Source organism: Parerythrobacter lacustris (assembly GCF_024626475.1).
In the GTDB taxonomy this organism is placed as follows: Bacteria; Pseudomonadota; Alphaproteobacteria; order Sphingomonadales; family Sphingomonadaceae; genus Parerythrobacter_A; species Parerythrobacter_A lacustris.
Map to the genome: position 1 here is coordinate 477,072 of NZ_JANKHH010000004.1, position 17,909 is coordinate 494,980.

Annotated in this window: 15 protein-coding genes and 1 tRNA gene; 4 read left to right on the forward strand and 12 right to left on the reverse strand. The window is 64.5% G+C overall.

Features of this window, described 5'->3' with window-relative positions; all coding sequences use genetic code 11:
- Positions 1-28: 28 nt before the first annotated feature.
- The 7 genes from addA to ahcY form a co-directional block, all read right to left on the reverse strand.
- Positions 29-3,511, reverse strand: coding sequence for a double-strand break repair helicase AddA (gene addA, locus NSO95_RS08870; RefSeq protein ID WP_257595835.1), 3,483 nt, complete (start codon positions 3,509-3,511; stop codon positions 29-31).
- On the reverse strand, positions 3,508-6,462 hold the full coding sequence (locus NSO95_RS08875; RefSeq protein WP_257595837.1) for a PD-(D/E)XK nuclease family protein: 2,955 nt from the start codon (positions 6,460-6,462) through the stop codon (positions 3,508-3,510). The genes addA and NSO95_RS08875 overlap by 4 nt, the downstream gene beginning before the upstream one ends.
- Entirely contained in the window at positions 6,455-7,171 is a 717-nt protein-coding gene (locus NSO95_RS08880) for a nucleotidyltransferase family protein (protein WP_257595838.1), read from the reverse strand. The genes NSO95_RS08875 and NSO95_RS08880 overlap by 8 nt, the downstream gene beginning before the upstream one ends.
- On the reverse strand, positions 7,168-8,157 hold the full coding sequence (locus NSO95_RS08885) for an aminoglycoside phosphotransferase family protein (RefSeq protein WP_257595839.1): 990 nt from the start codon (positions 8,155-8,157) through the stop codon (positions 7,168-7,170). The genes NSO95_RS08880 and NSO95_RS08885 overlap by 4 nt, the downstream gene beginning before the upstream one ends.
- Positions 8,154-8,597: a tRNA (adenosine(37)-N6)-threonylcarbamoyltransferase complex ATPase subunit type 1 TsaE gene (gene tsaE / locus NSO95_RS08890; RefSeq protein ID WP_257595842.1), complete on the reverse strand. Its 444-nt coding sequence runs from the start codon at positions 8,595-8,597 to the stop codon at positions 8,154-8,156. Before tsaE ends, NSO95_RS08885 begins: the two co-directional genes overlap by 4 nt.
- Positions 8,594-10,933 carry a PAS domain-containing sensor histidine kinase gene (locus NSO95_RS08895; RefSeq protein WP_257595843.1) on the reverse strand — a complete coding sequence of 780 codons (2,340 nt, stop codon included), beginning with the start codon at positions 10,931-10,933 and terminating at the stop codon, positions 8,594-8,596. Before NSO95_RS08895 ends, tsaE begins: the two co-directional genes overlap by 4 nt.
- A 123-nt stretch (positions 10,934-11,056) precedes the next feature.
- On the reverse strand, positions 11,057-12,538 hold the full coding sequence (ahcY, locus tag NSO95_RS08900) for an adenosylhomocysteinase (RefSeq protein WP_301332560.1): 1,482 nt from the start codon (positions 12,536-12,538) through the stop codon (positions 11,057-11,059).
- Positions 12,539-12,659: 121 nt separating this feature from the next.
- Between ahcY and NSO95_RS08905 the strand changes: the two genes are divergently transcribed.
- The gene (locus NSO95_RS08905; RefSeq protein WP_257595845.1) at positions 12,660-13,139 is read left to right on the forward strand and encodes a peroxiredoxin; all 480 of its coding nucleotides are present in this window, start codon (positions 12,660-12,662) and stop codon (positions 13,137-13,139) included.
- Between the two features lie 81 nt (positions 13,140-13,220).
- Here NSO95_RS08905 and folE read toward each other — a convergent pair whose 3' ends face one another.
- Both folE and NSO95_RS08915 read right to left on the reverse strand, forming a co-directional pair.
- Positions 13,221-13,847, reverse strand: a complete 627-nt coding sequence (folE, locus tag NSO95_RS08910) for a GTP cyclohydrolase I FolE (RefSeq protein WP_257595846.1) — start codon at positions 13,845-13,847, stop codon at positions 13,221-13,223.
- Positions 13,848-13,954: 107 nt separating this feature from the next.
- Entirely contained in the window at positions 13,955-14,446 is a 492-nt protein-coding gene (locus NSO95_RS08915) for a hemerythrin domain-containing protein (RefSeq protein WP_257595847.1), read from the reverse strand.
- Between the two features lie 119 nt (positions 14,447-14,565).
- On the opposite strand from NSO95_RS08915, the gene NSO95_RS08920 reads away from it, so the two are divergent.
- The gene (locus tag NSO95_RS08920) at positions 14,566-14,970 is read left to right on the forward strand and encodes a metallopeptidase family protein (protein WP_257595848.1); all 405 of its coding nucleotides are present in this window, start codon (positions 14,566-14,568) and stop codon (positions 14,968-14,970) included.
- 198 nt (positions 14,971-15,168) lie between these two features.
- On the opposite strand, the gene NSO95_RS08925 is transcribed toward NSO95_RS08920, so the two are convergent.
- Positions 15,169-15,245 (reverse strand) — tRNA-Arg (locus NSO95_RS08925).
- Between the two features lie 46 nt (positions 15,246-15,291).
- Complete coding sequence (locus NSO95_RS08930) at positions 15,292-15,684, reverse strand: (deoxy)nucleoside triphosphate pyrophosphohydrolase (protein WP_366519002.1); 393 nt, start codon at positions 15,682-15,684, stop codon at positions 15,292-15,294.
- 110 nt (positions 15,685-15,794) lie between these two features.
- Between NSO95_RS08930 and NSO95_RS08935 the strand changes: the two genes are divergently transcribed.
- Both NSO95_RS08935 and NSO95_RS08940 read left to right on the forward strand, forming a co-directional pair.
- The gene (locus NSO95_RS08935) at positions 15,795-15,980 is read left to right on the forward strand and encodes a Flp family type IVb pilin (protein WP_257595849.1); all 186 of its coding nucleotides are present in this window, start codon (positions 15,795-15,797) and stop codon (positions 15,978-15,980) included.
- A 116-nt stretch (positions 15,981-16,096) separates the two neighbouring features.
- On the forward strand, positions 16,097-16,273 hold the full coding sequence (locus NSO95_RS08940; RefSeq protein ID WP_257595850.1) for a Flp family type IVb pilin: 177 nt from the start codon (positions 16,097-16,099) through the stop codon (positions 16,271-16,273).
- 73 nt (positions 16,274-16,346) lie between these two features.
- Here NSO95_RS08940 and NSO95_RS08945 read toward each other — a convergent pair whose 3' ends face one another.
- On the reverse strand, positions 16,347-17,816 hold the full coding sequence (locus tag NSO95_RS08945; protein WP_257595851.1) for a M48 family metalloprotease: 1,470 nt from the start codon (positions 17,814-17,816) through the stop codon (positions 16,347-16,349).
- Between the last annotated feature and the right edge of the window lie 93 nt (positions 17,817-17,909).

The window sequence follows — 17,909 nt, forward strand, 5'->3', positions numbered from 1 at the left end:
TTGCGATCAATCTAATGTGGCGCGGCGCTTACTCAACGTCTGGCCGGGCAAAGCTTTCCTCGCCTGTGGACAATCGCGCCTTGGCAGATTCGATCAGCGCCGCCGGAAGCGCGAACAACTCCGGCGTCTGAGTGTAGAGAACCGCCGCTCGCACCGGCCTGCCGGGATAAATCGCTTCCAGCGCGGCGACATAGGCCGCCATCTGCCGGACCGTGGATTGCGGGATGTCTTCGAGCGATAACGGCGGGCGACGGGCGGTCTTGAAATCGACCACTCTGACCTCGTCTGCGGTTACCAGCAGGCGGTCGGCGGTTCCGGCAATCACTTGCCCGTCTACCGTGGCGGCAAGCGGTACTTCCGCCAGCGCATCGGGGCCGAACAGCGCCGCAAATTCCGGGAGTTCGATCACCGCCAAGGCGGAGTCGAGCAGTTCGTTACGATCCTGGTCCGACAATTCCGGAGCCTGCTTTTCGAGCCAGGATGTGGCGCGCGCCTGCCGGTTCTGTTCGTCGACCATCGGGAGCCGTTCGAGCAGGGCATGGATCAGCACCCCGCGCCGCGCAGCACTCGCCAGCGCCTCGGGCGGCAGCGGCGGATCGGGGGAGCGGTCCTCGCCTGTTCCCGAGGGCGCGAGCGGGCGCGGCGGGCGCGGTTCGGGGCCGATAGGTATGCGCGCCCACGCCGGCAATGGTTCGACGGACCTTTCGCGGGTAATCTTATCTGGCTTTTTTACCAACGGTGATGGGCGCTCGCCCCACTCCCAGCGTGCACCCCAGCGCTCGTCCGCCAGCGCCTCGCCGCCGAACACCGGCAGGAGCCGCGCGAACCAGCTGTCTTCATGCGGACCTTTGCCTGCCTCCCTCGGGCCGAGCGAGCCGCCGATGAACAGCGCCTCTTCCGCGCGGGTCATTGCAACATAGAGCAGCCGCCAGTGCTCCTCCAGCTCTGCCGCCGCCGCCGCATCGCGCGCTTCGGCCAGCGGGCCGACCACGCGTTCCTTGCTCAGACCCGGCAGTGGAATCCGGCGCTCGCCCCCGCCGATCGGCTGTTCGACCAGCCCGAACTCGGGCCGGTCACCCGGTTTGCCCGCCGCATCGGCGAGGATCACGATCGGGGCTTGCAAGCCCTTCGCGCCATGGACCGTCATCACCCGCACGAGGTCGGAGGCCTGCCCCGCCTCGCGCTTCAGTTCCCCATCTCCGGCATCGAACCACTGGATGAAGCCTTGCAGGCTGGCGGTGTGCGCCGCGGCATAGGCTTGGGCTGCGTTGAGCAGTTCGTCGATCGGATCGTTGGCCTCGTTCCCCAGCCGTTCGACCAGCTTGCGGCGGCCGCCCCATGGCCCGACGAGGATCCAGTGCAGCAGGGCCTGCACCGGTTCGTAATCCGCCAGCCGCAACAGATCGCGTAGTCGGTCAGCCGTTTCAGCAGCACGCGGGGCTTCGCTATTGCGCAGATGGTCCCACAGGCGGATTTTGTCGCCGCGATAGCCGTATTCGAGCAGGTCCTGCTGGCTCCACCCGATCAGCGGCGAGACGAGCAGATTGGCGAGCGCGAGATCGTCGAGCGGCTGTGCGGCGAAGCGCAGCGCCGCCATCAGGTCCTTGACCGCGAGCGGATTGCCCAGCCGCAGCCGGTCCACCCCGGCAACCGGCACCCCCACCGCATAGAGCCGCGCGACAATCAGGCTCGCCAGTTCCTTGCGCTTGCGCACCAGGATCATGATATCGCCCGGCGTCGCATTGCGAGCCGGCACCGGTTTGGCGAGCGGGTAGCCCTCGTCCATCCACTGCTTCACCTGCTGCGCGATCTTGTCCGCCATCGCTCGGTCGTGCCGGGCGAGCCAATTTTCCTGCTCAGCCTCCTCGCCCTCTTCTGATTCGCCGTCCGAGGTGACATAGTTCCACAGGGTGACCTGGCCGGGGCGCTCCTCGCCGATATGGTCGGTCGGTTGCTGCTTCAGACCGAGACTGCGCCAACCGAGCGAGCCGATCGCCCTGTCGACGAACTCCAGGACCGGGCTTGCAGTACGGAACGACCGGTCCAGCCCGTATTCGCGCAACCGCCGCGCAGGGAGGTTCGCGCGCAATCGCTCGGCGTTGTCCGCCGCCGCGTCCATCGCCAGCCGGACCCGCTCCTTCGCCGCTTCGAAATTTTCCGGGCTGGTGCCCTGGAAGCGAAAGATCGCCTGCTTGTAGTCGCCGACAGTGAAGATCGTGCGCAGCTTGTCGCCGCGTGCGCCCTCGCCGCTGAAAAAATCGTCGATCAGCGCGAAGATGATCTGCCATTGCTCGGCATTGGTGTCCTGCGCCTCGTCGATCAGGATATGATCGAACTGCCGGTCGAGCTTGAAGCGAATCCACGCCGCCATGTCCTTGCGTGTGAGCAAGTCGGCGGCTTTGCGGATCTGGTCGTCGAAATCGACGAACCCCTCGCGCGCCTTGGCTTCATCCCAACGCAGGGCAAACTTGCGCCCGACCTCCAGGAGCGGCGCGAGCCAGTCGGCGAGCTCGACCAGCGCCCTGAAATCGAGTGCCCGTTGGATCGATGCAAGCACCAGTTGCAGCTGGCCCGCATAGCTCGCGTCGCGTTTCGCGACATTGGCCAGCGGTTCTCCGCCCTTGGTCATGATCGTGCCGAAGAAGGAGTCGAGCGATACCAGCCGTTCCCCCGGATCGGCAGCGAGCCAATCGTCGATCACCGCGGCGCCCTTCTGCCCGGTGGCGGCGGACCAGTCGGCGAAGATGTCCCGGCAGCGGCGCAGCGCCACGACATTGAATTCCTCGTCGGTGCAGAAGCGCGCCGCATCTTCCGCCGATGCATCGGATTCCAGCCCCAGAACTTTGCACATGCGCGACCGCATCGGGGGCTGCCACGAGCCGTCGCCCCACCACAGATGGTTCGCGGCGGCGCACTTCATCAGCCAGCCGAGCACCGCATCGGGGCCCTTGTCGATGCTCAGCTGTGCGAGCGCGTCGCGGGTCGCGTGGTCACCTTCGCACTCTGCGTCTTCGAGCATATCGGCCAGCACCTGCCGCGAAAGCAGGTCGCGGTCGCGATCCTCCATCGCGCGCGATCCGGGCTGGATATCGGCCTCTTGCGGAAAGGCAGAGAGCAGCCACTGGGCGAAGGCGTGGATCGTATCGATCCGCAAGCCGCCGCCGGGGCTGTCGAGGACGCTGGCGAACAGCGTGCGTGCGCGGGCGCGCGTTTCGGGCGTGTTGCGCGCGCCGAGATGATCGAGCTCCTTGCCCAGCCGCGTATCGTCGAGCCGGACCCAGCGGGCGAGCACTTCATTGACGCGCACCGCCATCTCCGCCGCCCCGGACTTGGTGAAAGTGAGGCAAAGGATCTGCGCCGGAGCGTTTTCCGGCTGGAGGAGCAGCCGCAGAACCCGGGCGGAGAGCACCTGCGTCTTGCCCGTCCCGGCCGATGCAGAGAGCCAGACACATTCTTCCGGCTCGACCGCAGCCCGCTGTTCGCCCTGGAGGGGGAAGACCTTGCCGCTCACGCCGGGTCCCCCGCATCGACCCGCGCCTGCCACTCGTCGAGCCGCATGAGCTGGTCGTAGTCATCGTAGCCGGAGTAGTTCGGATTGAGTCTGGCGGTGAAAGGGTGATCGCCCCTGATGAATTGCCCGATCGCTTCGGCGAGGAAGTCCTCGGTAAGCGGGAGGAACTCCTCCGGCGGAGTGTCGGCACGATTGAAATCCGTCCTAACCGGACTCGACACCTTGCCGAACGACCCGCCGTCCTTTGCCAACGACCAGTATTCGAACCGGAAAGCCTCGCCCGCCACACCTTCGAACCCCCCATCCTCCGCGATCATCCCGATCAGGCCGAGCTGGAGCGAGAAGCCCTGCGTGACCTGCGTGGCCGTGGGTGCCTTGCCGGTCTTGTAGTCGACGATCGCCAGTCTGCCGTCGGGCAGCCGGTCGATCCGGTCGGCGCGGCCCTTGATGCGGATTCCGTCCACCAGCATCGACCCCTTCCTTTCGACCGCGACCGGCACGCGTTCCGGCTCCTCGACGATGCGCTGCTCCACCCATTCGAGGCCCTTGAGCAGGCGCGGCAGCCACAGCCCCAGCATCAGCGGGTGGGCGTTGTGCTCAGCAAGCACCCGATGTGCCTGCTCGACCAGCGAACCACCCTGCTTGTGCCAGCGCTCGAGTACCTCGTGGACGACGGTGCCCTGCCACGCGGGCGAAGGCTCGGCGTCGAGCGGATCGAGCGTTCGCAGCCCGAGGATCGCCTGAGCATAGAACTGGTAAGGATCGCCGCGCAGCCGATCGAGCGCGGTCACCGCGATATCGACCTGGCGCTGCTCTGCTGAAGGCATCGGCATTGGTCGCGGGTAAGCCCCTGCCCGCTCGGCAAAATCGATCGCCTGTGCCCATTCGACGGCTCGGGTCTCGAGATAGCGGGGGAGCAGGTCCTCGCCCAGCAGGGCCTTGACCCGGAGCAGGAAGCGCGACGGAATGGCCGGCCCGGAGATGTTGCGCGCCGCGCGGCTCAGCACCACTTCTGGCGCGCCGAGCACGCCGGCAAGATCATGCGCGGAAAGCCCGATGCGGAAGTCTGCTCCCGGTACGCCGAGCGCCCGCAGCACGCGCGGGGCAAGGATCGGGTCGACCGCCGGGGTGCCGGGCCAACTGCCTTCATTGAGCCCAGCGCAAATCACGAGCTCCGCCCGGGTCATGCGCGATTCGAGCAGACCATAGATCGCCACGCGCGGATGGCCGCCATAGGGCGGGCGGACGGCCTGCTGCTCCATCCGCTCGGCCAGCACGGGGTGCAGGTCGCCTGGTGCGAGCTGCGTGCCGGTCTCGCGCGCCTGTGCCCGCAGTTGCTCGAGGAAAGCCGCCAGCGCCCGGCCGTCCTCGCGCGACCATAGGCCTGCGCCGCAAAGCGCTTCGCCAGTCGCGGCCAGCAGGTCGATTGCGTCGGCCAGACGGAGACGTTCCGGCAGGGCGAGAAGCGGCGCAAGGGTTGCCTCGACCTCGCCCCACCAATCCACTACGGCAGCTTTGGCAGCTATTTCGCGCAGCGGTGCGCTGCCCGGTGCGGGTCGCGGCCCGCGCAGCTCGCGCTCGAACGCCCGTACATTCGCCAGCCATTGCCCCCGGCCTGCATCGGCGCGGACCAGTGGGTGCGCCAGCAGCGCCATAAGCGGTATTGGTGCGAGCCCTTCGCCCATGACCTCTGCCAGCAGTAGCAAGAGGCGCCCCGAGGGCGTCTGCGACAAGGGTTGCCCGGCGGAGTCGTCGGCCGCTATGTTCCAGCGACGGAGATGGTGAACCACCCGCCGCGCCAGCCCGCGATCGGGGGTGACCACCGCGACCCGCCTCTCCGGCACTTCCAGCGCCTGTCTGACCAGCAACGCAATTGCCTGCGCTTCCTCTTCCGGATTGGCACTTTCCATGATCCGCACGCCGGTCAGGCGACGCTTGTCGGCGTCCAGATCGACCCAGCTCTGGCTGGCTTCCGGCGGCAGGAACAGATTCGATATCGCATGACTGCGCTCGGGCGGAGCGGCCCCGAGACCTTTGCGATGCCACGGCTGGACTTCCTCGCGCGCGATGCCCATGCGATTGAGCAGCAGCTTGAGGTGATACTGCGGATGGGTGACCGCGTCTCCGGCTTCGAACGGCGTGCCCGGCTCGCCCCCCGCACCGCCCAGTTCGTTCCATACCGCCGGGTCCATCGAAAGGTCGAAATCGGGCAGGATCACCGCCCCGTTCGGCAGATTGGCGACAACCCGCAGCAGGCGCGCCAGCGCGGGCGAGGCGCTGGTTACCCCGGCGGCGACAACCGGGTACGTGGGCGGTTCCTCGCGCCATCGTCGAGCCGCGATGTCGAACAGGCGGTTGCGCCGGGTCGCGGAATCGATCTTAGCCATTGCGCCAAGTTCATCGAGCCACAGTTGCTGCACGCGCGCGAACAGCCGGAGAGAATCCTGCCAATGCCCCGAAAGGTCGCCGAAAACATCGAGCACTCGCTGCTCGACCAACGCCTCGGGCCGGATGTCCTCGATCAGCAACCGGTCCATGGTCCGCGCCATGTCGTAGGCCAGCCGCATGACCGCCGCGCCGGGCAGCTTCTTGTCCTGCTCTGCCTCGATGATCTGCGCCAGCCTCAGCCAGCGATAGGTCGGATCGATCGCCGGTGCGATCTCCCCTGCTCCGAGGGGATCAAGCAGCGGCCCCAGCGTTTCGTCGAGATCGAGATCGCCGACCACCGCCATCCGTGGCAGCAGCAATCCCTGCCTGCCTTGCGCACCATAGTGGCGGATGAATGCCTCGCTTACCGTGCGCATCGCTCGGCTGGACGGAAGCAGCAACGTAAGCCGCGCGAGCCCGAGTTCCGCATCTGAGTACCGCGGCACCAGCCCGGCCACCAGCGCATCGGCAAACCCGCGGTGCGCGGCGATGGAATAGACGCTAGGGTGCGCGCGCTCAGGCACGCTTCAACGCATCTTCGGTGGGCCCGATGGCCTCGGGCGTGCCGACTTCGAACCACAGGCCGGCAAAGACCGTCCCGAACAGTCGACCTTCCCCGATCGCGCGATCCCACAGGATGTTGGTCGAAAATGCTCCCTCCGGCGCATCGCGCAGCAGGCGGTGCGATACGAGCTGAATTCCGCTGAAGATGTAGGGAGCGATCCGGCCCGAGCGGCGGCGGGCGAGCCGCCCGAGCGGATCCATATGGAAATCGCCCTTGCCGTCGAAATTCGCCGCGCGCGCATGTGGTACGAGCAGCAGCAGCGCATCCATCTCTTCGGCGCTCCAGCGCCGCGAAAGATCATGGAATGCGTCGCGCGGCCCGTCGAGCCAGATATTGTCCGAGTTGAGGCAGAAGAAGGGATCTGGCAGTTCGCCCTGCGCCTTGATCATCCCGCCGCCGGTTTCGAGCAGAGCATCTCGCTCGTCGGAAATCACTACCCGGGGCATCGCCCGGTCAAGCACATGCGCTTCCAGCGCATCGGCAAGGTAGTGGACATTTACCACTGCCCGCGAGACACCCGCTTCCGCCAGCCGGTCAAGCGCATGATCGATCAGCGGTTTGCCCGCGACCCGCACCAGCGGCTTGGGCTGCGATGCCGTGAGCGGCCGCATCCGCTTGCCCAGCCCCGCCGCCATCACCATCGCGGTATCCGAAGCGAGTCCGCTCACTGGAGTTCGCCACCGAGATTGTCGCGGATATGCCGTGGGATGTTCCGCGCGAACCAATCGGCGACCGGCGCCAGCGCAGGATGCCTCAGATCGCGCTCCATCGCTTCCCACACACGCGGGATCATCGCGAGATAGCGCTGTTTGCCGTCGCGCCGGGCGAGGCGAGTGAATATCCCGACGATCTTGGCGTTCCGTTGCGCGCCCAGCCGGGCGTAGTCGGCAAGGAATTCATCGCTCGCCCCGGTCGCTGCGAGGTAACGTTCGAGCAACGCGCGCTCGAGTTCGACCGATACATCGCGCCGGGCATCCTGGAGCAGACTGACGAGATCGTAGGCCGGATGGCCGACCAGCGCGTCCTGAAAATCGATCAGACCCTGCGCGCCGCTACCGTCGCTCGCGGGGGCAAGCAGCATGATATTTTCGGCATGGTAATCGCGCAGCACAGTAACGCCCGGTTCCTGCCGCGCGAGCATCGGTTGCAGGACTTCGTCCCATGCCGCGAAGTAGTCTGCCTCGTCGACCTCCAGCCCCATATGCGGGCAATACCATTCGGTCAGCAATCCGGCCTCGCGCTGGTATACTGCCATATCGTAGCGATCGAACGGCCCCGGTGCCTGGCCGTGCAGGCGCACGAGCGCATCGACCGCTGCCGAATAGGCTCCGCGCTCCCCGCCCGGGTTTTCATCGAGCCAGTCGCGCATCCGGTCGTCGCCGAAATCCTCGGTCAGCACCCAGCCATCGTCCGGCGCGGCGGCGTAGATTTCCGGCGCACGCTGTCCGGCTTCGGACAGCCAGCGCGCCACGTGGAGGAACGGTGCAGGATCCTCCTCTGGCGGCGGTGCGTGCATCAGCATCGCGGGTTTGCCGCCCCGATGGACGCGGAAATAGCGCCGGAACGAGGCATCCCCCGGTATGGGGAGCACCTCCGCCCCGCCCCAGCCGGCGGAGTTCAGGAAGGAATCGAGGCCGTCGGGCAAATCGCTCATCGCCAGCGCGTTAGCCAATCCGACCCCGGCTCGACAATCGCAATCCGTCCCGCACCCGAAACTTCAAGCCGGATGGCGAGGCACCCTGGCTCATGCGCGAAGCCGCCGGCATTCTGTGGCCACTCTGCCAGCAATGCCGCGCCATCGCGGTAGTCGTCGAGACCGATCTCACCCGCTTCGGCTGGCGTCTCGAGCCGATAGAAGTCGGCATGGACCACGGGCAAGCGCACGGCAGGCGGGTCGTAGGTTTCGACGATGGTGAAAGTTGGCGATGGTACTTCGCCAGCATAACCCAGCGCCGTCAGGATTGCCCGGGCCAGCGTCGTCTTGCCCGCGCCCAGGCCGCCCGACAGCGAGACGACATCGCCCGGACGCAACTGCGCGGCGATCCTTTCGCCCAATGCGTCCATCGCCGCGAGGTCGGGCAAGTTGATCCTCACGGCAGCAGGATCGTGGCCGTCGTTCCTGCGCCACGCCGCGAGACGATCTCGAGCGTGCCGTCATGCGCCTCGACCAGCTGGCGGGCCAAGGGAATGCCGAGTCCCTGACGCTTTTCATCGCTACCGCCACCCGGGGCAAGCTTGCCCGTCGCCTGCGCCAGCTCGGCTTGGTCCATCCCACGCCCGTAATCCGACACCACGATCCGCCCGACACCATCCTTCTTCGACAGGTCGACCAGGATCTTGCCCCCGCGCGGTGTTGCGGCGATCGCATTGTCGAGCAGATGCCCCAGAGCCCGCCCGAGCTGACGCGCATCGGCGAACACCCGCCCGCTGGCCTTGCTGCCGCGCAGGTCGAGGCTGAGCCCTGCATCGGTCACCGCCTGCTCGCGCGCGCGAACGATGTCGGTCGCGAAGGTGAACAGGTCGATATCCTGCTTGGTCAGTGGCAAAAGCCCGGCCTCGCTCTGCGACAGATCGAGCACGTTTTCGACCTGTTCGGTCAGCCGGGCGACCGAATCGAGGATCGCCTGGACGTACTCGCGGCCCTGCTCGCCCAGATCGCCGGCGACCCCGGCCTGAAGCAGCTCTGCAAACCCGCCAATCGACGTCAGCGGGGTGCGAAACTCGTAGGACATGTTGGCGAGGAAACGGGTCTTGACCGCATCCGCTTCTTCCAGTGCGACCGCGCGCTCGCGCAGCGCAGCTTCGGCCTGCTCGTTTGCGGTAACGTCGAGCACCGTCAGCAGCCCGTTGCCGTCCGGCAAGGGTATTCCGGCAAACTCCAGCGTCCGCCCGTCGGCCAGCGTGACCCGCCCGCCCTTCTCGCGGCGATCTAGCGTCGCAGCTCGAATGATCTCTCCGATGCCTTCAGCCTGCTTCGGCACCGCAAGGTTTGGCCCGATCGCGACCAGCAACTCCTCCGCTGAAGGATGTGCATCGAGCATTTCCGGGTCGAGCCCCCAGGTGCCCGCGAAACTGCGGTTCCACAGCTGGAGATGGCCGTCGGGTGCGAACACGGCGAGCGCCTCGAACAGGCTGTCGAAGGTCGCCGTGCGAGTGCGCAGCAGCGTGTCCCGCGTGGCAGAAAGGGCAAGTTGCTCGGTCCGGTCTTCGGCGATCAGCACCAGTCCGCCATCGGGCATCGGCTGGCCGACGATCCGCAAATGCGTGCCATCTGACAGCGGCCACGCCTCTTCTTTCGATTCGCCGCTTGCAAACCAACCGGCATGTTCGCTGCGCCAAGCCGGGAAATCGCGCACCTCGGGGGTTCGCCCGGTATCCCGGGCACCACTCAGGAACTGCTCGAAGGCCAGACCCTGCGCCACGACGCCCGAATTGAGTTTGAAGATGCGGCGGAAAGGCTGATTGGCAAATGCGATCTTTCGCTTGCCATCGAACTGCGCGACACCGATCGAAAGCTGATCGAGCATCGAGCGCTGCGCGTCGCGGAAGGCGCGGAATTCGCGGGCAAGCTCTTCCATTTCCTCGATATCGACTGCGTACCCCGCAACCCCTTCCTTGCCGAGCGGCAGGTCGCTGACCCTGAGCGAGCGCCGCTCGCCCCCGATGGTGGTGGTGACGATCCGTTCGATCGGCAGCCCCTGATCGCCCGCCTGCTTTGCCACCTGCGCTGCGGTCAGCCCATCGACCCGCTCGACCAGCTCGAGCTGTTCCGCCACCGCCGCTTCGGAATTTGCCGCACCGACCGCCGCGACATAGGCCTGGTTGACGAGCCGCAGTTGGGCATCCGGCCCCCGGAACCACATCGGCAACGGAGCGGCTTCGATCAGCCCGACCAGTGCTGCAAAGTCCCCTCGCGCCCGCGCCGCGTCCTCGCGCAGCTTGGTCAGTTCGCTCTCGCTCTCGCTGAAGTCGAAAATCCACACCAGCGCCGCGCCGCCCGGCGAGACCTGCGGATCGGCCAGGACGCCCTTCATCGCGAGGCTGCGTTCGGAACCGGGGACGGTCAATGCCATCTGGAACGGTGCAGCCGTCTTCTGAGCGCGCTTCACCAGTTCGGTCAGTTCGGAGAGCTGGCTGGCGGAGAGGCCAACCCCCGCCCCCCCATCGAGTTCGGACAGGTAGCGGGGCAGGCTTGGCAGCCCAAGCCACCCTGCCAGCCGGTCGGAACCTTCGATCCTGCCATCGGTGCGCACTATCAGCGGGATCGCCGGTGCTTCATCGATCATCCGCGCCATCCGCCGAGCCGCCTTGCGGCTGCCCTCGGCCTTGCGGGCACGGCCTGCGCCGAGGATCATCATCCATGCCGCTGCCGCCGTCCATGCAGCGAGCAGAAGCCCGAGCAAGGCCAGCATGGTGGGTGATAGTTCCATCGCTAGTCAGCTATGCGTGCAGGCTTCGGGTTGCAACGGCAACATGGCAATGCTGCACGGTTGAACGACGAAACGCCGCCTTCCCGGCAAGGAAAGCGGCGTTTCGCGCATCGAACAAGCAAATCAATAGCGGTAATGGTCCGGCTTGAACGGGCCGGCCTGCGGCACGCCGATATAGTCGGCCTGCTTCTGGCTCAGCTGGGTCAGCTGGACGCCGAGCTTCTCGAGGTGCAGCGCAGCGACCTTCTCGTCCAGATGCTTGGGCAGCACATAGACGTCGTTGGCGTACTGGTCGGTGTTCTTGAACAGTTCGATCTGCGCCAGCGTCTGGTTGGTGAAGCTGCTCGACATCACGAAGCTCGGGTGACCGGTGGCGCAGCCGAGATTCACCAGGCGCCCCTTGGCGAGCACGATGATCGACTTGCCGTCGGGGAAGGTAACCAGGTCCGTGCCTTCCTTGACCTGCTTCCAGTTGTAATTGTCGAGCGCCGAAATCTGGATCTCGGAGTCGAAGTGGCCGATGTTGCACACGATCGCCATGTTCTTCATCGCCTTCATGTGTTCGGCGGTGATCACGTCTTCGTTGCCGGTTGCGGTGACGAAGATGTCGGCGCGCTGCACCGCGTTTTCCATCGTCACCACTTCATAGCCGTCCATCGCTGCCTGCAAGGCGCAGATCGGGTCGATCTCGGTGACCATCACCCGCGCGCCGCCGTCACGCAGCGAAGCTGCCGAGCCCTTGCCGACATCGCCGTAACCCGCAACGCAGGCGACCTTGCCGGCCAGCATCACATCGGTCGCGCGGCGGATGGCATCGACCAGCGATTCCTTGCAGCCGTAGAGATTGTCGAACTTCGACTTGGTCACGCTGTCGTTGACATTGATCGCCGGGAACGGGAGCTTGCCCTGCTTCGAGATCTGGTACAGCCGCATCACGCCGGTTGTGGTCTCTTCCGAGACGCCCTTGATGTTCTTGACCGAAGCCGTGAGGTAGCCCGGCTTTTTCGCGACGAACGCCTTCAGCGCGCGCTGCATTTCGATTTCTTCGGCATTGGTCGGCTCGGGCATGGTTTCGCCCGCTTCGATCCGCGCGCCCCACAACGCGAACATGGTGGCATCGCCACCATCGTCGAGGATCATATTGGCGGTCAGGTCAGGGTCGGCTTCGCTCGACCAGTCGAAGATATTGCCGACATAGTCCCAGTAATCGGCCAGGCTTTCGCCCTTGATCGCGAACACCGGAATGCCCGATGCGGCGATCGCCGCAGCGGCGTGGTCCTGCGTGGAGAAAATGTTGCAGGTTGCCCAGCGCACATCGGCGCCAAGCGCGACCAGCGTTTCGATCAGCACCGCAGTCTGGATCGTCATGTGCAAGCTACCGGTGATCCGCGCGCCCTTCAGCGGCTGCTCGGCACCATATTCGTCGCGCAGCGCCATCAGGCCGGGCATTTCGGTTTCGGCGATGGCGATCTCGTCACGGCCGTACTCGGCGAGCGAAATGTCCTTGACGATATAGTCCTTGTCGAGAGCGGCAGTGGCCACGCTGTGTCTCCTGTTACGGGCTGCATGCGGGCGCTTCAGTGCCCGTGCGATACTGGCGGCCATCTAGCGATTGCCCCTCGGAGAGGCAAATATAAAGTTTTCTTTATATCCTTTCCCGTTGCCCCGCGCAGCCTCGTGCCTATATCGGGCGCAGACAAATGCAAACGCGAAAGGAAATTGCGCCATGACGATTGCGGTTGGAGACAAGCTGCCCGACGTGAAACTGGTCAAGGTAACCGAAGGCGGACCGGAACAGGTCCAGTCGAGCGACTACTTTGCGGGCAAAAAGGTTGCCCTGTTCGCCGTACCTGGCGCATTCACCCCGACCTGTTCGGCGCGCCACCTGCCCGGCTATGTCGAGAAGGCAGACGAGCTGAAATCGAAGGGCGTGGACGAGATCGTTGCGACTTCGGTCAACGATGCTTTCGTCATGGGTGCATGGAACAAGGCCTCCGGCAGCGACGACATCACCATGCTGGCCGACGGTAATGCCGACTTCGCCGAAGCGCTTGGCCTCAGCGCCGATTTCTCGGGCTTCGGCATGGGCAAGCGCAGCCAGCGCTTCTCGATGATCGTCGAGGATGGCGTGGTCAGGGAACTGAACGTCGAGGCACCGGGCGATTTCTCGGTTTCGAGCGCGGAGCATCTGCTCGGCCAGCTCTGATCGTACGGCAGAACTGCTAAAAGAAGGCGCCGCTCCCTATCGGAACGGCGCCTTTCTTGTGCGCGCTATGGGCTGCCGCGATCAGCCATAGCCCATCAGGCCGAGCACTTCCTTGCGGCTGCGGTGATCGTCGAGGAAGCAACCGAGCAAGCGCGAGGTGATCATCCCGACGCCCGGGGTCCGCACCCCGCGCCCGGTCATGCAGCCATGCTGCGCCTCGATCACCACGGCCACGCCGTGCGGTTGCAGATTGTCCCAGATGCACTGCGCGACCTCTGCCGTGAGTCGTTCCTGGATCTGCAGGCGGCGAGCAAAGCCGTGCAGCACGCGTGCCAGCTTCGATATCCCCACCACGCGCTTATCCGGGAGATAGGCGATCGATGCCTTCCCCGTGATCGGAGCCATATGATGTTCGCAATGGCTCTGGAACGGGATGTCTTTTAGCATCACGACTTCATCGTAGCCGCCGACTTCCTCGAACACGCGGCCCAAATGAACCGCCGGATCTTCTTTGTAGCCCTGGCAATATTCCAGCCACGCGCGGCCCACTCGCTGCGGCGTATCGAGCAAGCCCTCACGGGTTGGATCGTCACCCGCCCACTCGATCAGCGTGCGGATAGCATCCTGTACCTGCGCAGGAACAGCGGGTTTGATGATCCCCGATCCATCAACCGCATCGTCATCGCCGCAGCTTGCCACGTTCGTCATCGTCCGTTCCCCCGTCGCGCTGCGCGCAGATTACCGATTTGCTGGGAAAGATAGGGTGGAACGGGGCGAAGGCAACATGGCGCGGCAGTTTGATTGCTGCCCGGAGCCTACTCCTTCGCGTCTTCCTTCGCTTCAGGCGTCACCTCGGCATCGGCCTTTTCCTCGCGCTTGCGGCGGTCGAAGACCTTGCGCATGTGTTCTTCATCCTCCGCCGTCAGATAGTTCGAGAAGTCGGGAAAATGCTCCTCCTCTTCCTCTTCGATGTGATGGCGATAGCGGTCGTCGAACGAACGGAACTTCACCAGCCAGCCACCGCTCGACATGTCGGTTGCGGCAAGGTCATTGAGCATTTCGTCGATTTCGTGGTGTTCCGCCACCGAATGGCGGGTTTCGTCGGTCGTCTCGGGCTTGCGCAGCATCGTCGAATAGAGTGCCTGCTCCTCGGCGGCGGCATGGCCCTTGAGCTCTTTCGTGAGTTCGGTAAACAGCTGCTCGCGTTCGGCGCTGTCGCCCTGCGTCTTGCCGATCCTGTCCAGCAAATCTCGGTGCTTGTCGTGATCTTCCTTGAGACGGGCGAAAATGGCCTTGGTGGCGGACATTGCTGTGCTCCTGCAATTGGTCGGGTGGAATCCATCGGTTGTCAGTGCAACCCGCCGCGCTGGCTGTTGTTCCGCAATCGGGACCTTGGAATGGCCGAGTGCCGCGCCATATCTTACGCATGACCACACCAGCCGCGAGAATGCCGACCACGCAGGATTTCGAACAGATTGCGCTCGAGACCCTGAGCGCCCTGCCCGCCCATCTGCGCGAGCAGATGGAAGATGTGGTGCTCGACATCCGCGAGTTCGCCAGCCCCGAGCAGTTGGCCTCGGTTGGCATTTCAAGCCAGTGGCATTTGACCGGGCTTTACGAGGGCCGACCGATCGATGAGCGATCGAGCTGGGAATCGGGCACGCTTCCGGCAATGATCACACTGTTCCGCCAGCCGCTGCTGCGCGAATGGCGCGAAACCGGGGTCGAATTCGAGGCGCTGGTGCGGCACGTGGTGATCCACGAGGCCGGGCACCATTTTGGCTTCTCCGACGAAGAGATGCACGCGCTCGAGGATTCGGCGGGAGATTGAAAATACATCGCCGCTTGCGGCTGCAAGAGAAAAGCCCACCCCGAAGCCGGGATGGGCCCCTTTTCGAGCGCGCCCGAAACGATTGTCCTTCGCTACGCTCCGGACGTCTCGGCTTCGCCTCGACTACGAAGATTCGACGCGCCCATGACCCCCTCAAACATCAAAGGCCGCCCCTTTGCGGAGACGGCCTTTGATGTTTGGCGCGCCCGGAACGATTCGAACGTCCGACCCCCAGATTCGTAGTCTGGTGCTCTATCCAGCTGAGCTACGGGCGCGCTTGGAGGGCGGCACTTAAGCGCGGCCTCGGCGCTTGGCAAGCCCCTAGCGCGGGCTTTTTGCAAACAGCTGATCGGCCAGCATGATATCGAGCGGCGGCTTGTCGAGCGCCTTGACCTCGGCCTCGTCGAACCATCCGATTGCGCCTCCCTCCTGCGAAGTCAGCTCGCCTGTCCAGGCCGTGCAAGCGTAAAGCAAAATGACAATCGGTGGTGCGGCACCGTCAACCGTTGTCTGGGCAAATCCGACAGGCTCAAGATGCGACGGGTCGATCCCGACCGCCAGCTCCTCCGAAATCTCTCGAACCAGCGCAATTACAGGATGTTCGCCCGCTTCGACCTTGCCGCCAGGAAATTCCCACAACCCGCCATGCGCTTTCTCAAATGGCCTGCGATGCATCAGAACTCGGCCGTTCGATGCGCGCAGCGCCAGCGCCACCACAGGGATCCATGTCGGGATACTTTCCATCGCGCAGCTCCCTCTCAACCCTTTCTTAATCCCTTGGCGCGAAAAAGGCGATCGATCAGCCACGGAGTAGGGGTTTTCCGATGCACATTCGTTCAATTCTCAAGCTCATCGCGAGAGACGAGCGTGGCGGCACAGCCATCGAATACGGGTTGATCGCATCCTTGATCGTGATTGCATGTATTGGTGCTTTCGAGGCGGTAGCCAACGAAAACACCGGCCTTTGGGCAGTGATTTCGAACAAGGTGTCAGACAACATGGGGGAATGAAATCTTAAGCATGCACGCTTAGCGTTTCGTCAATTTCTTCCATGTAGTTCGAAGTCACTCTTTTCCAAACTGACCAGGGGAAGAGCGGGTAAGAAGACCACACCAGGAGACCGAAAATGAAGTTTCTCAACAAACTGCTCCGCAACGAAGACGGCGCAACCGCCATCGAATACGGCCTGATCGCCGCCCTGATCGCAGTTGCTGCGATCACCGCGATGCAGGGCCTCGGCAACGAGCTGAACACCACTTTCTCGACCGTGTCGACGAAGATGGGTGAATCGAACACCGTCTGATAGGCGTTCGTTCCAAGTAAAAAGGAAGAGCGGCGGGAGCGATCCCGCCGCTCTTTTTTTTGTTCCCGCCCGATCAGCGGCTGCGGACGACCAGCTTGACCTTCTGCCCAGCCTGCAGCGTGTCGTTCGGGCCGAGCGCGTTTAGAACGCGGAATCGTTCCACCTTGCCAGAATCATAGGCCATGCGGTTGGCCAGCGACTGCACCGTGTCTCCACGCGCGACGGTCACCACATCGATATAGCGCGGCTTGATCGCCGCCGCTTCGCTGGTCGAAATGCGGCGCACCGAATTGAACATCGCATTGAACGTGCCCGACTGGCCAGCCGGGACGATGGTGGCAAAGTGAAACGCCTGGCTGTTACCGAATTCATAGGCAAACACCGTCACATCGACCTGGCTGCTGCCGTTGTTGACCCGTGCGGTGCCATAGGCGGCCGGAATGCCGTTGACCGTGGTACGCTGGATCGACGAGGGAGCGAGAGCCTGCTGCTGGCCGCCCAAAGCGGTGAAGACCGAACGCAGATAGGTTTCCAGATTTCCCGAATAGGGCCCGGTGCTGAATTGCGCCTTGCCGCTTTGCCCATTGATCGACACCGCGCGCGGGCTGTTCACCATGTAAAAGCCTTGCGGCACCGAGAACGACAGCCGCAGGTCCGGGTGGATGAACTGCTGCCCCTCGATCACGCCCTGTGCCGGGTCGTCGCCGTATAGAATCCCGTCGATGCGGGTGAGGAAGACATCGCGATTGAGCGTCCCGGTCCCCGCGCCCGCCTTGGTCAGCGCCGTCTGCACGCGGCTCTGCGGGTCGGGATGGGTCGACGCCCATTCGGGAATGCTGGCGTTGCCTGCACCTTGCAATTGCGCGTCGAGCGCGTTCTGCGAGGCAAGGCTTTGCAGCACGGTCGACATGGCGCGCGGGTCGTAACCGGCACCCGTCAGATATTGAATGCCCAGTTCGTCGGCCTCGAGCTCCTGCGTGCGCGAGAACCGCAAGGTCAGGAGCTGCGATCCCTGCAGGAAGCCGCGTGACAGGGTGTTGCCTACTTGACTGTCCCCCAGCAGCACGCCGGTGAGGATGGCGAGCCCCGCCCCGATCAGAGTGTTCTGCTGTGCGGCGCTCTGGCGGCGCTGCGAATGGCGCGCGGCGACATGCCCGACCTCGTGACCGAGCACACCGGCAAGCTCGGCCTCGTTATTCATCAGCGCGACCAGCTGGCGCGTGGTGTAGATATAGCCGCCGGGGATCGCGAAAGCGTTGTTGACCGGACTGTTGAGCACGGAAACGGTAAAGTCCTCCCGCGCGTTGCCGAGGCCCGATTGGACCGCAATGTTTTTCCCGACCGACTCGATATAGGCGGCTTGCGATCCCTGATAGGTGCCGCCGAACTCGGCGAGAAGTTGCGGATGGTATTCGGCACCCTGTTGCGCTTCCGATTGGGTAATTGGTGTCGACGCGCCGGGAATGCTCCCCGCTGCGCAGCCGGTCAGCGCGAGAGTGGCGAGCGCAACGCCGCCCAGAATCCGTGATTTGCCCTTGGCCATTGCGATCTCCTCAATCCCTGTAAGTGCCGCATAATCGCGATGCAGCATGAGTTGCAATCAACTCAATCGAAACAGGCAGGAGTCGGTTCCGAG

Bases quoted from the DNA above. Each gene is read 5' to 3' on its own strand.
- NSO95_RS08935 (WP_257595849.1), top strand. From the start codon at position 15,795: ATGCACATTCGTTCAATTCTCAAGCTCATCGCGAGAGACGAGCGTGGC.
- NSO95_RS08945 (WP_257595851.1), bottom strand. From the start codon at position 17,816: ATGGCCAAGGGCAAATCACGGATTCTGGGCGGCGTTGCGCTCGCCACT.
- NSO95_RS08895 (WP_257595843.1), bottom strand. From the start codon at position 10,933: ATGGAACTATCACCCACCATGCTGGCCTTGCTCGGGCTTCTGCTCGCT.
- NSO95_RS08905 (WP_257595845.1), top strand. From the start codon at position 12,660: ATGACGATTGCGGTTGGAGACAAGCTGCCCGACGTGAAACTGGTCAAG.
- folE (WP_257595846.1), bottom strand. From the start codon at position 13,847: ATGACGAACGTGGCAAGCTGCGGCGATGACGATGCGGTTGATGGATCG.
- NSO95_RS08885 (WP_257595839.1), bottom strand. From the start codon at position 8,157: ATGAGCGATTTGCCCGACGGCCTCGATTCCTTCCTGAACTCCGCCGGC.
- ahcY (WP_301332560.1), bottom strand. From the start codon at position 12,538: ATGGCCGCCAGTATCGCACGGGCACTGAAGCGCCCGCATGCAGCCCGT.
- NSO95_RS08915 (WP_257595847.1), bottom strand. From the start codon at position 14,446: ATGTCCGCCACCAAGGCCATTTTCGCCCGTCTCAAGGAAGATCACGAC.
- NSO95_RS08920 (WP_257595848.1), top strand. From the start codon at position 14,566: ATGACCACACCAGCCGCGAGAATGCCGACCACGCAGGATTTCGAACAG.
- NSO95_RS08940 (WP_257595850.1), top strand. From the start codon at position 16,097: ATGAAGTTTCTCAACAAACTGCTCCGCAACGAAGACGGCGCAACCGCC.